We start from the raw sequence: 17383 nt of genomic DNA, 5'->3' as shown, positions 1-17383 counted from the left end.
CTGGTACCGGGCCTTCCGTCTGTCGTCTCCGGACCGTCAGCCGACCTCGTCACCGGACGGCAGCGCGCCGCACCAGTCGACGGAACCGGCGTCGATGCTCGCCTCGAGCGCCCCGGAGGCCGCATCGACGATGCTCACGAGCTCGCCGTTCGCCGACTTCGTCGCGACCGCGACGAACTGGCTGTTCGGGGACGGGCAGACCGCGGTGACGCTCGCGTCGTCCGGGATCGTCACGGGCAGCCGGGAGGCGCGCCCCCCGTCGACACGCACGATCCGTGCCGCGATGGTGCCGTCCGACCGCACGTCCCCCAGCACCCGCAGGTACGTGTCGTCGGACAGCTGGGCGATGCGGCCGAGGACGGCCGCATCCGTGCTGGCCGCGGGGGCCTGCAACGCCGACTTGGACCCGTCGGTCAGGTCCAGCCGTTCGATGCCGGTGCCCGTCTCGACGACGGCCGTGGTGCCGGTGCCGACGAAGCCGTGCAGGTAGGTCGCGCTGCCGAGCCGGACCGGGTCGGCGCGACCGCTCATGTCGACGAGGACCAGGTCGTCGCTGCCCGTCCGGACCAGGGCACTCTCGGTGCGCGGGACGTAGGCCCACTGCCCGACGGTCATCGGCACGGCGCCCGTCTTCGGCTTGCCGTTCGCGGCGATCGCGGTGGGCATGTGCGTGCCCGTCATGTCGACCACGTACAGGCCGGTGTTCCGGGACTGCCCGGTCGAGGTGTCGGCGTACTCGAACCCGAACGAGGCCCCGTCGTCCGCGACGTGGAGCGCCGTGACCCGCCCCTCGGACGTCGGCAGGGTGAGGTGCTCGACGGGGGCGTCGTCGTCCTGCACGCCGCCGCTCAGCGCCACGATGTCGACGGAGGAGCTGGCGTCCGTGCCGCTCACGACCACCAGCGAGCGGCCGAGCCGGGCGTACTCGCTGATCGCGGTGCCCTCGTAGACGGTCGTGGCGCCGCCGGCGTCGAGGGAGCGCCGGACGATGCGGTCCTTCGCGCCTGCCTGCCCGGGGACCAGGGCGAGCACGTCGGTGCTGCCGGTGCGGATCGCCGCCGTCAGGTCGGACGTCGCACGTTGTCCCGGTGCCCGGACACCCGCGACCGTGACGGTGTAGTCGCGGTCGTAGGCCAGCGGCCCGGCGAACTCGACCGCGATGGTGTTGCCGCTCGAGGTCACGGTGTGCGCCGCAGCCGGGCTGACCCGGACGTCGGCGGCGTCGACCTTCTGCAGTGCCTGGTTCGCCGTCAGGATGATCCGCTGGGCCGGCCTCGTGACGAGCCCGGTCGCGTCGTAGGACACGCCGCGGAGCCGCGGACCCTGCTGCGAGCCGACGACCGCGGCGAGCGCGGCGACCACGGCGAGGACGACCACGACGGCCACGTACCGGCGGTGGAACCGGTGCGCGACCGGGCGGCGCTCGCGGCGCCCCTCGGAGCTCGCGCCCGTCTCAGTACTCATACGGGTCCTTGGGCTGCGCGACCTCGGTGACCTTCGCTGCCTTCACGACGATGCGGGCGTCGGCGGACTGGTCCGGGTTCGCTGCGAGGGCGCCGCGGACGGTGACCCACTTCCCCTCGTCGGGGACGGTGCCACTGCCGCCACCACTACCGTCGTCGTCGCCGGGCACGACGCTGAGGCCGACGGGTTGCGCGTCCACGGCGCAGCAGCTGATCACGAAGCGGGTCAGGGTGAACGACCCGTCGTCACCGGGCACCACGAAGCCCGTCAGTTCGACCTGCTTGCCGACGAGTGCCGTGGTGTCGGTGGTCTGCCGGATCAGGGCCGCCCAGTCCTTGACGCCGTACTCCGAGGTGTCGACGCCCTCGCTGCCGAGCAGGGACACCGCTGCCTCGGAACCGGTGGCGTTCGACAGGGTCGCCGAGTCGACGCTCCGCTGCTGTGCGGTGCGGGCGGACAGCGTCGTCGGGGGCAGGACGAGCATCGCGACGGTGACACCGACCGTGACGATGGCGGCTGCACTGCCGAGCACGACGCGGACGGCGCGACGACGGCCGAGCCCGCGCCGCCCCCGATCGCCATCTGGCTCGTGCTCGTCCGCGTCGTCGCCGTGCGTGTGGCCGTGCCCGCGGGCGATGACCACCAGGCCGGCGATCGACGCGGGCACCCCGACGGCGGCGAGCACGACCGTGAACACCGAGTAGCGCGGGTTGATGTACAGGTCGAGTTGCCCGACCAGCGCCAGCCACAGCGTGCAGAGCGCAACGGCCAGCACCGACCCGAGGCCCAGGTACGCGGGCGCGTTGCTGCGTGCATCAGACGAGGACATTCATCACCAACCCGACGGCTCCGGCGAACAGGACGCACACGACGGACAGCAGCACCAGGAAGCGGACCCGGAACGTCGTGCGCAGCAGGGCGATCATCTTGACGTCGATGATCGGCCCGATGATCAGGAACGCCGTGATCGACCCCGGCAGGAACGTCGAGGCGAAGGACAGCGCGAAGAAGGCGTCGACGTTCGAGCAGAGCGACACCGTCATCGCCAGCAGCATCATCGCCGCGACGGACAGCACCGGGTTCGAGCCGATCGCGACCAGGGTCGAGCGGGGCACAGCGACCTGGATCGCGGCGGCCAGCCCGGCACCGACGAACAGTGCCGGCATCATCGTCGCCGTCTCGCCGCCGAACTGCGCGGCGCTCTGCCGCCAGCGGTGCAGGCCCCGGGGCGCTCCCACGGCCGCACGGCACCGGGCCTCGAAGGCGGGGAGCAGCAGGTCGGCCGGACGGCGGTGCGCGGCGACGATCCAGCCGACGAGGTTCGCGACGACGAAGCCACCGACGATGCGCACCGGCAGGATCCACCCCGACCAACCGAACGCCTGCGCGGTGCTGATGATGACGAGCGGGTTGAGGATCGGGGCAGCGACCAGGAACGTGACCGCCTCGGCCGGCGTGAACCCGCGCATCATCAGACCGCGGGCCAGCGGGACGTTGCCGCACTCGCACACCGGGAACAGCATCCCGATCAGGGAGATCACGGCCCGACGACCGAAGGCGTTCTGCGGCAGGACCTTCTCGAGCGCACCGACCGGTACCCAGACCTCGACGACGATCGACAGCACGATGCCGAGCACCACGAAGGGCAGGGACTCGACGACGACGCTGATCGCCAGCGTCAGGAAGTCCTGCACGACGTCGGGCAGCCCGGTCGTCCCGATGCTCGGGGAGAACAGCCGGATGCCCAACAGGACGACGACGGCGAGCAGCACCAGGCCGGGGCCGGTGAGGCTCCGGGTGCGCTGCGGCGGCCGCGTGGTCGTCGTCACCGGGACAGGATAGGCGACGCGTCGTGTCCGGGGCTGCGCGCCCTTCGCACCGTGCGAGTGCGGTCACCCCGTGCAGGGTTGCCGGCTCGGTGCAGGTATGGAGCGCCGCACGGAGCCACCAACGCCGCACGGGTTCGCGGACCCGGCACCGTGCACGCGCTCCGGGCACCGTGCAGCGGTCAGACCCGGGCGATGCCCGCCACGTGTCGGTCCAGCGTGTCGATCGCCCACGAGGCGTCACCACCGGGGTCGACCCGCACGATGTGCATCGCGAGCCCGTCCACCAGGGCGTGCAACCGCCGGGTCTCGTACGGCACGGCAGCGTCCGGCACCCCGACCGCGCGGAGGATCTGCGCGCACCACTGGCGCATCTCGTCGACGACCCGGTCGTGGAACGGCCGGAGTTCGGCGTCGGTCAGGGCGGCGGTGCCGAGGCCGAGGTAGACGTCGAGCTCGATGCGCCGCTCCTCGTCGAGGGGCAGCAGCTCGAGCAGGACCGCGTGCGCGTAGGCGGTCCCGCGCAGGTCCCGCGGCACGGAGTCGACCCGGGCCGCGGTCGCGTCGAACACCAGCTCGAGCGCGTGCGACCGGACACTCGCCTGGGTCGGGAACGTGTAGCGGACCGTGCTCGGCGGCAGCCCGGCCTCGGCGGCGACGTTCCGGACGCTCAGTGCCCCGAGGCCGTCGCGGGCGAGGACCCGGCACGCCGCCTCGGACACGGTGCGGCGCCGTTCGTCGACGTCCATGCTCCTGGCCACGACGCCATAATCGCACAGTCGTACCAACTCGTGCTACCGTCGAGGTCGTTGTCGCACAGTCGTACGACAACGGGAACCACAACGACCCCCGCAGGAAAGGACATCGTCATGGCATGGGCAATCCTCGTGCTCAGCGGCGTGCTCGAAGCCGTCTGGGCCACCGCCCTCAGCGCCTCGAACGGCTTCAAGAAGGTCGTCCCGACGATCGTGTTCGTCGCCGGGATGGCCCTGAGCATGGTGGGGCTGGCGTTCGCGATGAAGACCATCCCGGTCGGCACCGCGTATGCCGTCTGGGTCGGCATCGGCGCGTCCCTGACGGTGGTCGTCGCGATCCTCCGCCGCCAGGAGCGCGCCTCCGCCGCCCGCCTCGGCCTGGTCTTCGGCCTGGTCGCGTGCGTCGTCGGCCTCAAGGTGGTGAGCTGAGGTGGCGTGGCTCGTCCTGTTCGTCAGCGCCGCGCTCGAGACCGTCTGGGCGACCGCCCTCGGCGAGAGCGACGGTTTCACCGAACTCCGACCGACGATCGTGTTCGGGGTCACGATCGTGATCAGCCTCGTCGCGTTCGGCTACGTCCTGCAGCACATCCCGATCAGCACGGCGTACGCGGTGTGGACCGGGACCGGCGCCGCCCTCACCGTGCTCTGGGGCATGGCCACCGGCGCGGAGCCCGTCACCGTCCTGCGCCTGCTGTTCATCGCCGGCATCGTCGGGTGCGTCGTCGGCCTCAAGCTCGTGCCGGCACGCCCCGCCGCGGAGCGCGCCACTCCCCTCGCGGAAGCGACAGATCTGCGCGGATGATCCGCGGGCAACTGTCGCTCTCGCGAAGGTGACGGCAGCGCCATCCGCAGGGCTGTCGCTTTCACGACGCAGCGCCCTGGACGCGCGCCGGGACGGACGGGAGGCCCGGTGCCAGCTGGCACCCGGCCTCCCGCCCGTCAGGTGGTCAGGCGATCAGACGGACGCGCCCGTCCACTCGTCCTCGGCGGCGACGTGGTCGCTGCCGACCGTTCCGGCGGCGAGCGCCGCGGCCGCACGCTCCGTGTGGCTCGGCGGGTTCGAGGGCACGCCCTCGGGCCGCCCCTCGTCGTTGAGCTTGCGCAACTCCGGCACGATGTCCGTCGCCAGGATGTCGATCTGCTCGAGCACCGTCTTGAGCGGCAGGCCGGCGTGGTCGATGAGGAACAGCTGGCGCTGGTAGTGCCCGACGTGGTCCTTCATCGCGGCGTACCGGTCGATGACCTGCTGCGGCGAACCGACGGTGAGCGGGGTCTGGGCGGTGAAGTCCTCCATCGAGGGGCCGTGGCCGTAGACCGGGGCGTTGTCGAAGTAGGGCCGGAACTCGTCGATCGCATCCTGCGAGTTCTTCCGCGCGAAGAACTGCCCACCGAGCCCGACGATCGCCTGGTCGGCGCGGCCGTGCCCGTAGTGCTCGAAGCGCTGGCGGTACAGGCCGACCATCTGCTCGGTGTGCTGGATCGGCCAGAAGATGTTGTTGTGGAAGAAACCGTCGCCGTAGTACGCGGCCTGCTCGGCGATCTCCGGCGTGCGGATCGAGCCGTGCCAGACGAACGGCGGGACACCGTCGAGCGGACGCGGGGTCGAGGTGAAGCCCTGCAGCGGCGTGCGGAACTTGCCCTGCCAGTTGACGACGTCGTTCTCCCACAGCTGGCGGACGAGCGCGTAGTTCTCGATCGCCAGGTTGACGCCCTGACGGATGTCCTGCCCGAACCACGGGTAGACCGGGCCGGTGTTGCCGCGCCCCATCATCAGGTCCATGCGGCCGTCGGACACGACCTGGAGCATCGCGTACTCCTCGGCGATGCGCACCGGGTCGTTCGTGGTGATCAGCGTGGTCGACGTGGACAGGGTGATGCCCTTCGTCTTCGCGGCCAGGTAGGCGAGCAACGTGGTCGGCGACGAGGCCACGAACGGCGGGTTGTGGTGCTCACCGGTCGCGAAGACGTCGAGGCCGGCCTGGTCGGCGTGCTCGGCGATCGTCAGGATGTCGCGGACGCGCTGGGTGTCGTCCGGCGTGGTGCCGGTCGTGGGGTCGGTCGTGACGTCACTGACCGTGAAGATGCCGAACTGCATGTTGCGCCGCCTTTCGCGATATCGATGCGTTTGCATCGACTTGCTCGGTACAACGTAGCGCACGGCGGCGCATTCCCGCCAGGCTCGCGCCCGTCGGTCGGTGCTGCCGCGCGGCCTGGAGGCCCGGCTCGGCTCCCCGGGTCAGCCGGCGGACCGCAACGTGGCCGGGTCGGTGCGCGCGGCGTGGTGCATCCCGTCCAGGAACCAGACCGCGGTGACCACCGCCAGGACGCTCGCACTGGACGCCAGCCGCCCCGCGAGCAGGATCGCGGCATGGTCGTACGCGCCGTCACCGGCCAGCCCGAACACGAGCGCCGCGACACCGATCGCCAGCGTGGCCCCGGTCACCACGAGGAGCACGACGCTCACCACCCGCCGCGGGCCTCGTCGACCGTCACGGTCACCCCGGAGCCCGCGGTCGACCCGGGGACCGACCGCCCGGACGATCCCGAGCCAGAACACCGCGATCGCGCAGGCACCGATGATGTCGCTGACCCGGTGCCAGCCGTAGACCACGGTCTGGTTCGCCACGAACACCGCGTAGCCCGCGCCGACGATGGTCACCAAGGGGCGGAACCGACGAGGCGTGACCATCAGGACCGCGAACAGCGCCGCCAGCGCGATCGTCGCGTGCCCCGACGGGAACGAGTTCGGCGTCGTCGACTGGGCGATCTCCGGGCGCACGGCGATACGCTTGACGAGCGTCGAGGTGGCCGCCGACGCGAGCACCACGACCCCCGCGCCGAGCCCCACCGAGAGCCGCCGTCTGGCGAACGCCACGGCGACGATCACGACGACGAGCAACAGGATCACCGGCACCGAGATGACGTTGAGGGCAGTGTCCGAGCTGAACAGGTCGGACTCCCGGACCCCGCCGAGCGCGGCGTCCTCCGCTTTCTGACCGACCGGGGTCAGCACCGCGACCCCGTAGACGAGAGGCACGATCACGAACCCCAGAGCCGCAAGCGCAGCCCACCGCACCCGCCGCGAGACCAACGGTCCACGCGATTCGGATGCGCTGCGCTCGGGTGTCAAGGTCACCGGGCTGGTCCTCCTCGGAGTGGTCGTCGTCGGGCTCCTCGCACGACTGGCAGCGGCGCTGCGATTGGGTCGGTCGGGGTCCGACACGATACCGTTGGAGCACCGGCCGGAGGCTGGGAACCGCACCCCCGTCGGCCGCGCACTCCGCGCCACGACGACGGGATCGGTGATCCCCGCCGGGCCGTCGCACCACGCGGGACCGACGCACGTCGCGTCGGCAGTGTACGAGGAGGAAACCGAAGTGGCCATCAAGGAACCGGGCATCACCGCCTCGCCGAACCGGGGTCTCGCACTCACGGCCGGCGGCGTCCTCGCACTCTGGGGCGTCCTGGGGTTCTTCTTCGCCGCCGACGGCGACCCCGGCTTCTTCAACCGCCAGGGCGGCATGCTGTGGAACGCGTTCGGCGTGAACCCGGCGCTCTGCCTGGTGTGGGTGCTGCTCGCCGTGGTCCTGCTCATCACCGGCCTCGGCAACACCATCGGCTCCCGCAACGGCAACCTGCTCGTCGGAGTCCTGCTCGTGGTCTTCGCGGTGTACGGCTTCGTCTTCGTGGACACCTCGGCCAACGTCTTCGCGCTCAACACCACGGACAACGTCTTCCACGCGATCGTCGGTGTGATCCTGCTGCTCACCGCACTCGGTGCCGACAAGGAGAACCTCCGCGCGCTGCGTGCGGCGCGCGCCTGACGCCTCCGCTCGACTGCACTTCCCGACGCCCGTCTGCCGCTCCGGCAGGCGGGCGTCGTCGCGTGTGCGGGGTCGGTGCGGGCATCGCGTGTGGGGGCCGGTGCGGGCGCGCGGGCCGGTCACGACTCCCCGCTCAGGTGCGCCGGTCGGTCACGAACTGTCGGATGCGGAGCGTCCAGGCAACGACGAGTGACCACTCGACGCAGGACCGACGGGGAGTCATGACCGCCCGGCAGCGTGCGACAGGCACGCAGGCATGCCCGCACCGACGTTCCTCGGCGCGAGGCCGATGCAGAAGACCGACCGGGTCAGTCCGACGCGCTGGTCAGCTTCCCGTCAGTCCGCGTCGGCGTCGGCGTCGGGCTTCGCCTTCGGGGCTTCGAGCTCGGTGGCGACGATGCGCGGTGCCTCGGACATGAAGCGTCGGACGTCCAGGTCGACGATGATGTCCTGCGGGCGGAGCGGGCGCGTCAGGAACAGCCCCTCGAGCGAGGTCAGCCGCGACAACGCCACGTAGGTCTGGCCGGCGCTGAACACCCGGTTGCCGAGGTCGACCACGGCGCGGTCGTACGTGCTGCCCTGGGACTTGTGGATGGTCACGGCCCAGGCGAGCCGGAGCGGGAACTGCTGGAACTCCCCGACCGTGTCCTTCTTGAGTTCCTTCTTGTCCGCGTCGTACGAGTACTTGAACTTCTCCCACACCGACGGCTGGACCTCGAACGACTCCCCGTCGACATCGACCCACACGGTGTCGCGGATGGCGGTCACGATGCCGAGGGTGCCGTTGACCCAGCGCTGGTCGGCGTCGTTGCGCAGGAACATCACGTGCGCGCCGGGCTTCAGTTCGAGGGCTTCGTCAGCGGGGAAGTTCCGTCCGCCGAAGTCACCGTTGACGTCGGCCTTGGCGGTCTTCACCTTGCCGGGCAGCCGCTCGAGGGCCGCCTTGTTGATCCGCGCCACGGTGTCGTTGCGGGTCGCCAGGGTGATGGCGTCGTCCGGAGCCGGGCGCGCTCCGGCGGTGTTGAGCTGCTCGGCGATGTCCGCGGTGACCCGACCGTGCCGGACGGCGGTGAGCATCGCGGCGAAGGCGTCGTCGCGCTGCCGGTGGACGGTGGCGAGCTCGATGATGTTGAGCTCGGCCTCGAGCCACACCTTGGCGTCGAAGAACCACATCGACCGGTAGTGGTCGGTGAAGTAGGCGCGCTCATCGGCATCGCCGGGCACCGGGGGCAGCTGGTACGGGTCGCCGAACATCACGACCTGCACACCGCCGAACGGCTCGAGCTGCCGACCACGGGCCTTGCGGAGCGATCGGTCCATGCCGTCGAGCAGGTCGGCGTTGACCATCGAGACCTCGTCGATGACCAGGGTGTCGATCGTGTTGAGGAGCTTGCGGGTGTCCGGGCCCTGCCGCAGCTCGGCGTCGGCGATGAGCCCGATCGGCAGCCGGAACAGCGAGTGGATCGTCTGGCCGCCGACGTTGAGCGCGGCGACCCCCGTCGGGGCACAGATGACGACCTGCTTCTCGGTGTTCCACGACAGGTGGTTGAGCAGCGTGGACTTGCCCGTGCCGGCCCGGCCGGTGATGAACACGTGGTCGCGGGTGTGCTCGATGTACTCAAAGACCGCGCGCTGTTCGTCGCTCAGCTCGATGCTCATCGGGCGTCCGCTCCGGGCGAGGGTTCGAGGTCGTCGCTGCCGTCGTCGAAGTCCAGGTCGTCCTGGTCGGCGCGGGCAGCGGGGACGGCGGGCACGGTCGCCCCGGCGTCAGGAGCGTCGGCGGCGACAGCATCGCCAGCGGCGACGCCAGTGCCAGTGCCAGCGCCAGCGGTGGCGGCCGCATCCCTCGGGGCTGCTCCGTCTCGCCGGAGCCGCACGAGCACCACCACGACGACGGTCACCAGGAGCAGCGTGCCGGCGACGATCAACACGAGGCCGGCCCGGGCCTGGTCGACGAGCGGACCCGGCCCCCACGTCCGGCCCATCGCGCCGAACCACGAGGCCTGCAGCAGCCCGAGCGGGCCGCGCATCGCGATGCCGAGCGACACCGTGCCCGTCGCGATCACCACGGCCCCGACGATCCGGACGACCGCGGCAGCCGTGGTCGGACGCCGCTGCCCGACCGGGACCGGGGTGCAGAGCGTGGGGACGGCCAGCAGCCCGACGAGCAGGAACACGGCGTCGCTGACGGTGCGACCGGTGGGGTCGCTCACCGACCACCGGACGGCATCGGTGGCGAAGAAGGCCCACCACACCGCCGCCGCGAGCAGGAACGCGGGGAACGGCTGCGCCAGGTACCGGACGGACGGGTGCTCGACGATGACGTCCGTCCACTCGCGCACCCCTGTGCTGTCGTCGTGCCGGGGGTGCACGGCCGCACGGATGAGCGCGACGGGTGCCGCCGCCCACACCAGGGCGGGGACCACCAGGCCGAGCAGCACGTGGGCACCGACGTTGGCCGAGATGAGGAACCGGTCGTACTGGTGCAGCGAGCCCGAGGTCGCGACCACCAGGGACACGATCGCCAGGGCTGCGGCGATCGAGCGTCGTGCCGGCCACCGCACGCCGCTCCGCCGCAGTCGCCCGACGCCGGCCACGTAGGTCGCGGCGAGCAGCACGGCGGCCATCAGCCAGAACAGGTCGATGTTCCACTGGGTCAGCCAGCCCCACGCACCGGGTGCGTGCGGCAGCAGGTCGTCGGTCAGGAGCTCCGCCGGGCTCGGGTCGGTGGTCTTGCTCAGGGCGATCTGGTCGACGGGGGTGGCCGTGCGGCCGAGTGCCGCCGCGAAGCCCGAGGCGACGCCCATCACTGCGAGCTCGACGACGATCAGGGTCCAGAAGGGCCGCTGCCGACCGGGCGAGGTGGTCAGGGCGCGGATGGCCCGACGACGTTGCACGGCGCCGAGGACTCCCATGGCGACGATCGCGCCGATCTTCACCAGGACGAGCGTGCCGTACGGGGTGAACAGGTTCGACAGCGCCCCGACGCGGATCTGCGCCGACGCGGTGCCGGAGACGGCGACGAGCACGAAGCACCCGAGGGCGATGCTCGAGTACCGGGCCACGACCGCGGCCAGCCGGTCGCCGGGCAGCACGCCGCGCAGCAGCACGAGCATGACGAGCCCACCGACCCACAGCGCCGCACCGACCAGGTGCAGCCCCAGTGCCGTGACGGCGGCGTCGTGGCTCGCGGTGCCGGCGGCGTGCCCCTGCTGTGCGAGCGGGATCAGGCCGATCATCGAGACCGCGGCGGTCAGGGCGACCATGCCCCGCGAACGGACTGCGAAGCAGAGCACCGTGACGGCCGCGGCGACGAGGACGGTCACGAGCCAGGCCAACCCGAGCTCGGTGCCGGTGAGGAAGACCCCCATCGACTGCCCGAACTGCTCGTCGATGCTGATGCGCGAACCGGCGACGCTGAGGAACGTGCAGAACGTGGCGACGGCCGACGCGACCGTCCAGATGCCACTCGCCCCGGCCGCGACGTCGATCGCACGGTTCCACTCGGGTCCGGAACGCGACAGCCCGATGGTCGCCAGCGCGAGCCCGCCGATCGTGGTGGCCGCGGACAGGTCGACGACGAGCCGGGCGATCGGCAGCCCGAAGCGGACGACGGGCCCGGGGTCGGCGATGAGCGCGGGGTTCGCTCCCCCACCGATGACGAGTGCCGTGAGCAGCGCCACGAACCCGACGAGCAGGAGCACGGCGGGACCGGCGATGCGCGCGATCCGATTCACCCGGCAAGCCTAGGCGGTGCCCACCCGGCCACCGAACGGGGCGGGCCGATCTGTGCAAACCGGCACGGGCCTCCAGGCCAGGACCGGCGCACCACGCGCCCGCGCGCCCCGGGAACGACGAAAGGGACGGCCGAAGCCGTCCCTCTCGATGTGCGGAGCAGTCTTACTTGACCGCAGCCTTGAGCTTCGAGCCGGCGCTGACCTTGACCGAGTCGCTCGCGGCGATCTCGATGGCGTCACCCGTCTGCGGGTTGCGGCCGGTGCGGGCGGCGCGGTGCGTCTTCTCGAAGGCGATCCAACCGGGGATCGTGACCTTCGTGCCGTCGGCGACGGACGACGAGACGACGCTGAAGAGCGCGTCGACGACGCCGTTGACGGTGGCCTGGCTCTGGCCGGACTCAGCGGCGACGGCAGCGACGAGCTCGGTGCGGTTCAGTGACTTGTCAGCCATGGATGTCCTCCTCGGACTTCTTGCAGTATCGGTCGGACGCACATGTCGTCCGGCGCCCGGAGCGGGTGCCCCGTGCCACGGTGCCAGTGGGCCGAGGGCCCGGCGGAACCGGAGTTGAACCTACCAGCCGCAGGGGGTGAAAACCGCCGACTCGCCCGGATTTCCGGGGTTGCCGGGGCTCCGAAGGGGTGCTGGAGGGGCAGATGTGACGAATGAACGGTCGCGTGTACCCCGTACACAGCGAACGCCCCGCCACCTGGAGGTGACGGGGCGTCGGGTACTGCGAGTGCTTACCAGGAGCTCTTCGTGATGCCGGGGAGCTCGCCGCGGTGGGCCATGTCACGGAAACGGACACGGCTGATGCCGAACTCACCGAGGTGGCCACGGGGGCGGCCGTCGATGGCGTCACGGTTGCGGTAGCGGATGGGCGATGCGTCGCGGGGCAGCTTCTGCAGGCCCACGCGGGCGGCCTCACGCGACTCGTCGGTGCCGTTCGGGTCCACGAGGGCCTTCTTCAGCTCGAGACGACGCTCGGCGTAGCGCGCGATGATGACGGCACGCTGGTTGTTCTTCGCGATCTTGCTCTTCTTCGCCATGCTTAGCGCTCCTCACGGAAGTCGACGTGCTTGCGGATCACCGGGTCGTACTTCTTCAGCACGAGTCGGTCGGGGTTGTTCCGACGGTTCTTCTTGGTCACGTAGGTGAACCCGGTGCCCGCCGTCGAGCGGAGCTTGATGATCGGACGGATGTCCTGACCCTTTTTCGCCATCAGATCTTCTCCCCACGGGCAAGGAGATCCTTGACGACGGACTCGATGCCACGTGCGTCGATCACCTTGATGCCCTTCGCGCTGAGCGTGAGCGTGACGTTACGACGAAGCGACGGCACGTAGTACGTCTTCTTCTGCACGTTCGGGTCGAAGCGACGCTTCGTCCGGCGGTGCGAGTGCGAGATGTTGTGACCGAAGCCGGGAACGGCGCCGGTCACCTGGCACACTGCTGCCATGGTTTCCTCCTGAGTACCGTGCGACCGGACGGCCGCACCCAAGTTCACTTGCCTGGTGCACACGCGCAGTGCCACCGGAGTGGCCGTGCGAGGGGGTTGTGTGCACCGCCCAGGTCCGCATCCCCTGTCGAAGGAGAGCCGGACACCGCGCGACCGCGGCGTTCGCGACGGTCGGAGGGCTTGGAACAACGGGTCCGCCGCGCGGACGCGGAGAACCAGGGGTCCACGTTACGCGACGACCGGGCGTGTCGCAAGCCGGGCCTCCAGGCCTGGAGGCCCGTGGCGGCTGGACAGGGCCGTTCACGTGGCCGCGTTGGTCGCGCCCACGGCGTTCGAGTGCGCCCGGCGCCCGGCCCCGCGGCCCTACGGGGCCTGCGTCGGCTTCGGCGCGAGCGCCTGCACCATGAGCTCACCGAGCTGCTGCGGCGCCGTGAACATCGGCCAGTGGCCGGTCTCGAGCCCGACGATGGAGAGCTCCTCGGTCGCGACGAGCTCGGCCGCCCAGGCCTGGTGGTCCGCCACCATCGCGAGCAGCTCGGCGGCGGGGATCTCGCAGGTGATGATCGTCGCCGGGATCGTGTGCCGTGCGGTGTCGGCGTAGTGGAACCGGTCCGACGGCACCGAGGCAGGCTCGGGGATCGCCCGGTGTTCGACGTCCTGCCGCACCTCGGGCGTCATGCCCCGGACCGTGGCGGGCTCCCAGATGTCCCACGACGGCAGCGGCACGGCCCCGTCGACCACGGGCAGCTCGTCGTTGACGCACCCGCCCTCGGGCCCCGGGAACGTGTCGACGTAGAGCAGGTGCGCGACGAGCGACGGGCGCTGGTCGGCAGCCATGTACGCGATCGGTCCGGCGCCGGAGTGCCCGGCCAGGACGACGGGTTCGTCGGCCGACGCGACGTCGTCGAGGATGGCGACCAGGGCAGCCACCTGTTCGTCGAGTGTGTCACCGTCGCGGGTGACGGCCTGCACCGAGTGCCCGGCTTCGCGGAGCACCGGGGCGACGTCGTCCCACGCGCTCGCGTCGAGCCAGAACCCCGGGACCAGGATGACGTGCATGCGGGGCAGGTTACTCGCCGGTCGGGTCCGTCGCGCGGGCGGCCGTGCACACGGCGCAGTCGCCGAAGATGTCGACGACGTGGCTGGCGTTGGTGAACCCGTTGGCGGCGGCGACGTCCTGCGCCCACTGCTCCACCGGGTCCGCCTCGATCTCGACGGTCCGACCGCAGTTCCGGCAGATCAGGTGGTGGTGGTGCGTGTCCGTCGTGCAGGCCCGGTAGAGCGATTCGCCGTCCTGCTGCAGCGAGTCGGCACCGCCCTCGGTCGCCAGGTCGGCGAGCGCCCGGTAGACGGTGGCCAGGCCGATGGTCGAGCCCTCGTCCCGCAGGTGCTGGTGCAGCGCCTGCGCGCTGACGAACCCCTCGGTGGAGTCGAGGGCGCCGCGCACCGCTTCGCGTTGCCACGTGTTCCGCTTCGTCTTCTGCACGGCGTTCATGCTGGCACCTCTTCCTTCCGACCGGCTGTCGACGTCGTCCCTGCCGGGAGGCCCGGCTCGTCCCCGCCACGCTGGCCCCGGCCGGCGACACGGTTGCGTCCCCGCTTGTCGCGTCGCGACCCGATGATCCGGCAGACCACCCAGATCGCGAACGAGATGGTCGTCACGTAGGGGCTGATCGGCAGTCCGCCGCCCAGTGCGAGCAGGATGCCACCGACGACCGACGTCACCGCGAACACCGTCGACAGCACCGGCACGACGACCGGGTGCGAGCTGAGGCGCAGCGCCGCGGCGGCCGGGGTGACGAGCAGGGACAGCACGAGCAGCGCCCCGACGATCTGCACCGACACGGCGGTGGCCAGTCCGAGCACGAGCATGAACACGATCGCCAGGGTGCGGACCGGGATCCCCGCGGCCGCAGCCACGTCGGGGTCGACCGAGGCGAACATCAGCGGACGCCAGATGACGAGCAGCGTCGCGACGACGATCGCGGCGACCACGATCAGGACCGTCAGCTGCGGGTTGTCGACCGAGACGATCTGCCCGGTGAGCAAGCCGAACTTGTTCGCGGCACGGCCCTTGTAGAGCGCCAGGCAGAGGATGCCGAGCCCGAGCCCGAACGGCATGAGGACGGCGATGATCGAGTTGCGTTCCCGGGCCCTGGAGCCCAGCAGACCGATGAGCAGGGCGGCGACGACCGAGCCGACGAGCGAGCCGGAGACGACGTTCACCCCGAGCAGCAGCGACGCACTGGCTCCGGCGAACGAGAGCTCCGAGATGCCGTGCACGGCGAACGGCATGTTCCGGGCGACGACGAACGGGCCGATGAGCCCGCCGACGATGCCGAGCACCGCGCCGGCCCAGATCGAGTTCTGCACCAGCACGAGGAGCTGGCCGTAGTCCTGGAACGAGAAGACGGTCGACAGCAGGTCCATCAGATCCGCCCGTCGTCGGGCTGGTCGGCGTGCGGGTCGACCTCGCCCGGGTGGTGCTCGTGGGCCTCGTTCGCCCCGACGATGACGATGCGCCCCATGGTGCGGACGACGTCGACGGGCGTGCCGTACAGGTCGCTCAGGACGTCGGCGCGCAGGACCTCGTCGGGCGAACCGATCCGGAACCGGCCCCCGGCGATGTAGAGCACGCGGTCGACGACGTCGAGGATCGGGTTCACGTCGTGGGTCACGAAGAGCACGGCGGCCTGGCGCTGCCGGCGCTCGCGGTCGATGAGCTCGGTGATCCCGCGCTGGTGCCGCAGGTCGAGGGAGATGAGGGGTTCGTCGCAGAGCAGCAGGGCGGGGTCGGCGGCGATGGCCTGCCCGACACGCGTGCGCTGCTGCTCGCCACCGGAGAGCTCGGCGACGGGGGCGTCCGCGAACGCGGTGGCGCCGACCTCGTCGAGGACCCGGTCGATGCGTGCCCGGTCGGCCTTCGAGGCCCGCCGGATGCCCCATCGGTGTCCGGTCACGCCCTGGGCGACCATGTCCCGTGCGCGCAGGGGTGTCCCGGCTTCCATCAGGCGCTGCTGCGGGATGTAGCCGATCTTCCGGTGGCCGCGGTGCACGGGCTGCCCGAGGAACGACATCGTCCCGCTCGTCAGCCGCTGCTGCCCGAGGACCGTTCGGAGCAGTGAGGTCTTGCCGGCGCCGTTCGGCCCGAGGACCGCGACGAACTCCCCCGGCGCGAGGTCGAGGTCGAGGCCTGCCCAGAGCTTCCGGGCGCCGTAGGACAACCCGGCGTCGCGGAGCGCGAGGACCGGACGAGCCGCAGCCCGGTCGTCCACCGAGGTGGTCGCCGGGCCGTGGGTCGCCGCTGCTGCGGTCGAGGTCGTCACTTCTGGAGCGCTGCCTTCACCGCGTCGATGTTCGCCTGCTGCCACGAGACGTAATCCTGCCCCTTGGGGAGCGTCTCCGTGACACCGACGACGGGGATGTCGTTCTGCTCGGCGGCCTTCTGGACCTGTTCGGTCTCGGGGCTCGACGCCTGGTTGTTGTAGGCGAGGAGCTGCACGCGCTTGCCGGTGAACAGCGCGAGGGTGTCGCGGAGGGCCGCCGGCGGGACGTCGTCGCCTTCCTCGATGGCCTCGGAGAAGGCGGGCGGGGTCTCGTTCTCGAGGCCCATCGCGTCGAACAGGTACCCGGGCACCGGCTCGGTGTACGCCACCTTGTCGCCGGCGTCCTGCTTCTTGACGGCGTCGGTCTGGGACTCGAGGTCCTGGAGCTTGGTGGTGAGCGTGGCGGCGTTCTTCTGGAACGCGTCCTTGCCGCTCTCGTCGAGTGCGCTGAGGTCCTTCGTGACCGCCTCGACCAGCTTCACCATCGTGGGGTAGCTGTAGAAGACGTGCTCGTTGAACTCGGCACTCCCGCCCTTGTCGAGGCCGGAGAGCTTCACGACGTTGATCGTGTCGGCCTTGGTGTCCGAGGCGTTCGCGAGCGTCGTCATGAAGTCGTCGTAGCCGCCACCGTTCTCGATGAGCAGGTCGGCCTTCGACACGGAGAGCTGCGTGCGGGCACTCGACTCGAAGGAGTGCGGGTCCTGCGACGGGTCACTCAGGATGCTCGTGACGGTGACGGCGTCGCCACCGATGCTCTTGACGATCGAGCCGTAGACGTTCGTGGAGGCGACGACGTTGATCGTGCCGTCGCTGCTGGTGGCCTCCCCCGAGGCAGATGAGGTGGCGCACCCGGTCAGGGCGAGCGCGGCGGCGCCGGCGACGAGCGGGAGGGCGAGGAGGCGGTTGTGCATGGCACGACGCTAACGCCTACTGATAACGATTGTCAAAACCGCTATGAGGGCTCTCAGCGCGACCGCGAGACGGACGGGAGGCCC

At 70.9% G+C, this 17383-nt stretch carries 20 protein-coding genes; 3 read left to right on the top strand and 17 right to left on the bottom strand.

Translation table 11 applies throughout. The features are described from left to right. Positions 1-36: 36 nt before the first annotated feature. The 4 genes from BIU95_RS08995 to BIU95_RS08980 form a co-directional block, all read right to left on the bottom strand. On the bottom strand, positions 37-1464 hold the full coding sequence (locus tag BIU95_RS08995) for a hypothetical protein (RefSeq protein ID WP_071251487.1): 1428 nt from the start codon (positions 1462-1464) through the stop codon (positions 37-39). Further along, the gene (locus BIU95_RS08990; protein WP_083389309.1) at positions 1454-2293 is read right to left on the bottom strand and encodes a TIGR03943 family protein; all 840 of its coding nucleotides are present in this window, start codon (positions 2291-2293) and stop codon (positions 1454-1456) included. Before BIU95_RS08990 ends, BIU95_RS08995 begins: the two co-directional genes overlap by 11 nt. After that, complete coding sequence (locus BIU95_RS08985) at positions 2280-3293, bottom strand: permease (RefSeq protein ID WP_042538379.1); 1014 nt, start codon at positions 3291-3293, stop codon at positions 2280-2282. The genes BIU95_RS08990 and BIU95_RS08985 overlap by 14 nt, the downstream gene beginning before the upstream one ends. A 179-nt stretch (positions 3294-3472) precedes the next feature. After that, entirely contained in the window at positions 3473-4051 is a 579-nt protein-coding gene (locus tag BIU95_RS08980; protein ID WP_031259380.1) for a TetR/AcrR family transcriptional regulator, read from the bottom strand. 108 nt (positions 4052-4159) lie between these two features. Between BIU95_RS08980 and BIU95_RS08975 the strand changes: the two genes are divergently transcribed. Together BIU95_RS08975 and BIU95_RS08970 are read left to right on the top strand one after the other, a co-directional pair. Beyond that, a complete protein-coding gene (locus BIU95_RS08975) occupies positions 4160-4474 on the top strand; it encodes a multidrug efflux SMR transporter (protein ID WP_071251486.1) in 315 nt (104 codons plus the stop codon). A 1-nt stretch (position 4475) separates the two neighbouring features. Continuing rightward, entirely contained in the window at positions 4476-4847 is a 372-nt protein-coding gene (locus BIU95_RS08970) for a multidrug efflux SMR transporter (RefSeq protein WP_071251485.1), read from the top strand. Positions 4848-5000: 153 nt separating this feature from the next. Here BIU95_RS08970 and BIU95_RS08965 read toward each other — a convergent pair whose 3' ends face one another. Both BIU95_RS08965 and BIU95_RS18620 read right to left on the bottom strand, forming a co-directional pair. Continuing rightward, positions 5001-6140: a CE1758 family FMN-dependent luciferase-like monooxygenase gene (locus tag BIU95_RS08965; RefSeq protein WP_071251484.1), complete on the bottom strand. Its 1140-nt coding sequence runs from the start codon at positions 6138-6140 to the stop codon at positions 5001-5003. A gap of 141 nt (positions 6141-6281) precedes the next feature. Next, positions 6282-7082 (bottom strand): phosphatase PAP2 family protein, encoded by an 801-nt coding sequence (locus tag BIU95_RS18620; RefSeq protein WP_167578292.1) that lies wholly within the window; start codon positions 7080-7082, stop codon positions 6282-6284. A 340-nt stretch (positions 7083-7422) separates the two neighbouring features. Here BIU95_RS18620 and BIU95_RS18615 point away from each other — a divergent pair, with 340 nt between their 5' ends. Continuing rightward, positions 7423-7869, top strand: coding sequence for a DUF4383 domain-containing protein (locus BIU95_RS18615; RefSeq protein ID WP_159557184.1), 447 nt, complete (start codon positions 7423-7425; stop codon positions 7867-7869). Between the two features lie 336 nt (positions 7870-8205). Here BIU95_RS18615 and BIU95_RS08950 read toward each other — a convergent pair whose 3' ends face one another. The 11 genes from BIU95_RS08950 to BIU95_RS08900 all read right to left on the bottom strand — a co-directional run bounded on the left by BIU95_RS08950 (position 8206) and on the right by BIU95_RS08900 (position 17299). Further along, the gene (locus tag BIU95_RS08950) at positions 8206-9528 is read right to left on the bottom strand and encodes an ATP-dependent RecD-like DNA helicase (protein WP_071251482.1); all 1323 of its coding nucleotides are present in this window, start codon (positions 9526-9528) and stop codon (positions 8206-8208) included. After that, positions 9525-11606: a cytochrome c oxidase assembly protein gene (locus BIU95_RS08945; RefSeq protein ID WP_071251481.1), complete on the bottom strand. Its 2082-nt coding sequence runs from the start codon at positions 11604-11606 to the stop codon at positions 9525-9527. Before BIU95_RS08945 ends, BIU95_RS08950 begins: the two co-directional genes overlap by 4 nt. A gap of 163 nt (positions 11607-11769) precedes the next feature. Next, complete coding sequence (locus tag BIU95_RS08940; protein ID WP_017886454.1) at positions 11770-12057, bottom strand: HU family DNA-binding protein; 288 nt, start codon at positions 12055-12057, stop codon at positions 11770-11772. 290 nt (positions 12058-12347) lie between these two features. Continuing rightward, positions 12348-12653, bottom strand: coding sequence for a 30S ribosomal protein S14 (rpsN, locus tag BIU95_RS08935; protein ID WP_017886455.1), 306 nt, complete (start codon positions 12651-12653; stop codon positions 12348-12350). Between the two features lie 2 nt (positions 12654-12655). Beyond that, positions 12656-12826, bottom strand: coding sequence for a 50S ribosomal protein L33 (gene rpmG / locus BIU95_RS08930; RefSeq protein WP_017886456.1), 171 nt, complete (start codon positions 12824-12826; stop codon positions 12656-12658). Next, positions 12826-13062: a 50S ribosomal protein L28 gene (rpmB, locus tag BIU95_RS08925; protein WP_027464952.1), complete on the bottom strand. Its 237-nt coding sequence runs from the start codon at positions 13060-13062 to the stop codon at positions 12826-12828. Before rpmB ends, rpmG begins: the two co-directional genes overlap by 1 nt. A gap of 363 nt (positions 13063-13425) precedes the next feature. Continuing rightward, positions 13426-14121, bottom strand: a complete 696-nt coding sequence (locus BIU95_RS08920; RefSeq protein ID WP_042538370.1) for an alpha/beta fold hydrolase — start codon at positions 14119-14121, stop codon at positions 13426-13428. Positions 14122-14131: 10 nt separating this feature from the next. Further along, positions 14132-14557, bottom strand: coding sequence for a Fur family transcriptional regulator (locus BIU95_RS08915; RefSeq protein ID WP_017886459.1), 426 nt, complete (start codon positions 14555-14557; stop codon positions 14132-14134). Continuing rightward, entirely contained in the window at positions 14554-15492 is a 939-nt protein-coding gene (locus BIU95_RS08910; RefSeq protein WP_017886460.1) for a metal ABC transporter permease, read from the bottom strand. Before BIU95_RS08910 ends, BIU95_RS08915 begins: the two co-directional genes overlap by 4 nt. After that, positions 15492-16337 carry a metal ABC transporter ATP-binding protein gene (locus BIU95_RS08905; protein WP_042538396.1) on the bottom strand — a complete coding sequence of 282 codons (846 nt, stop codon included), beginning with the start codon at positions 16335-16337 and terminating at the stop codon, positions 15492-15494. Before BIU95_RS08905 ends, BIU95_RS08910 begins: the two co-directional genes overlap by 1 nt. A gap of 47 nt (positions 16338-16384) precedes the next feature. Beyond that, on the bottom strand, positions 16385-17299 hold the full coding sequence (locus BIU95_RS08900) for a metal ABC transporter solute-binding protein, Zn/Mn family (RefSeq protein ID WP_017886462.1): 915 nt from the start codon (positions 17297-17299) through the stop codon (positions 16385-16387). Between the last annotated feature and the right edge of the window lie 84 nt (positions 17300-17383).

The sequence above is a fragment of the Curtobacterium sp. MCBA15_007 genome, assembly GCF_001864905.1.
GTDB lineage: Bacteria > Actinomycetota > Actinomycetes > Actinomycetales > Microbacteriaceae > Curtobacterium > Curtobacterium poinsettiae.
Note: the sequence above shows the minus strand (reverse complement) of the source record. Positions and strands in the feature narration are given on the sequence as shown.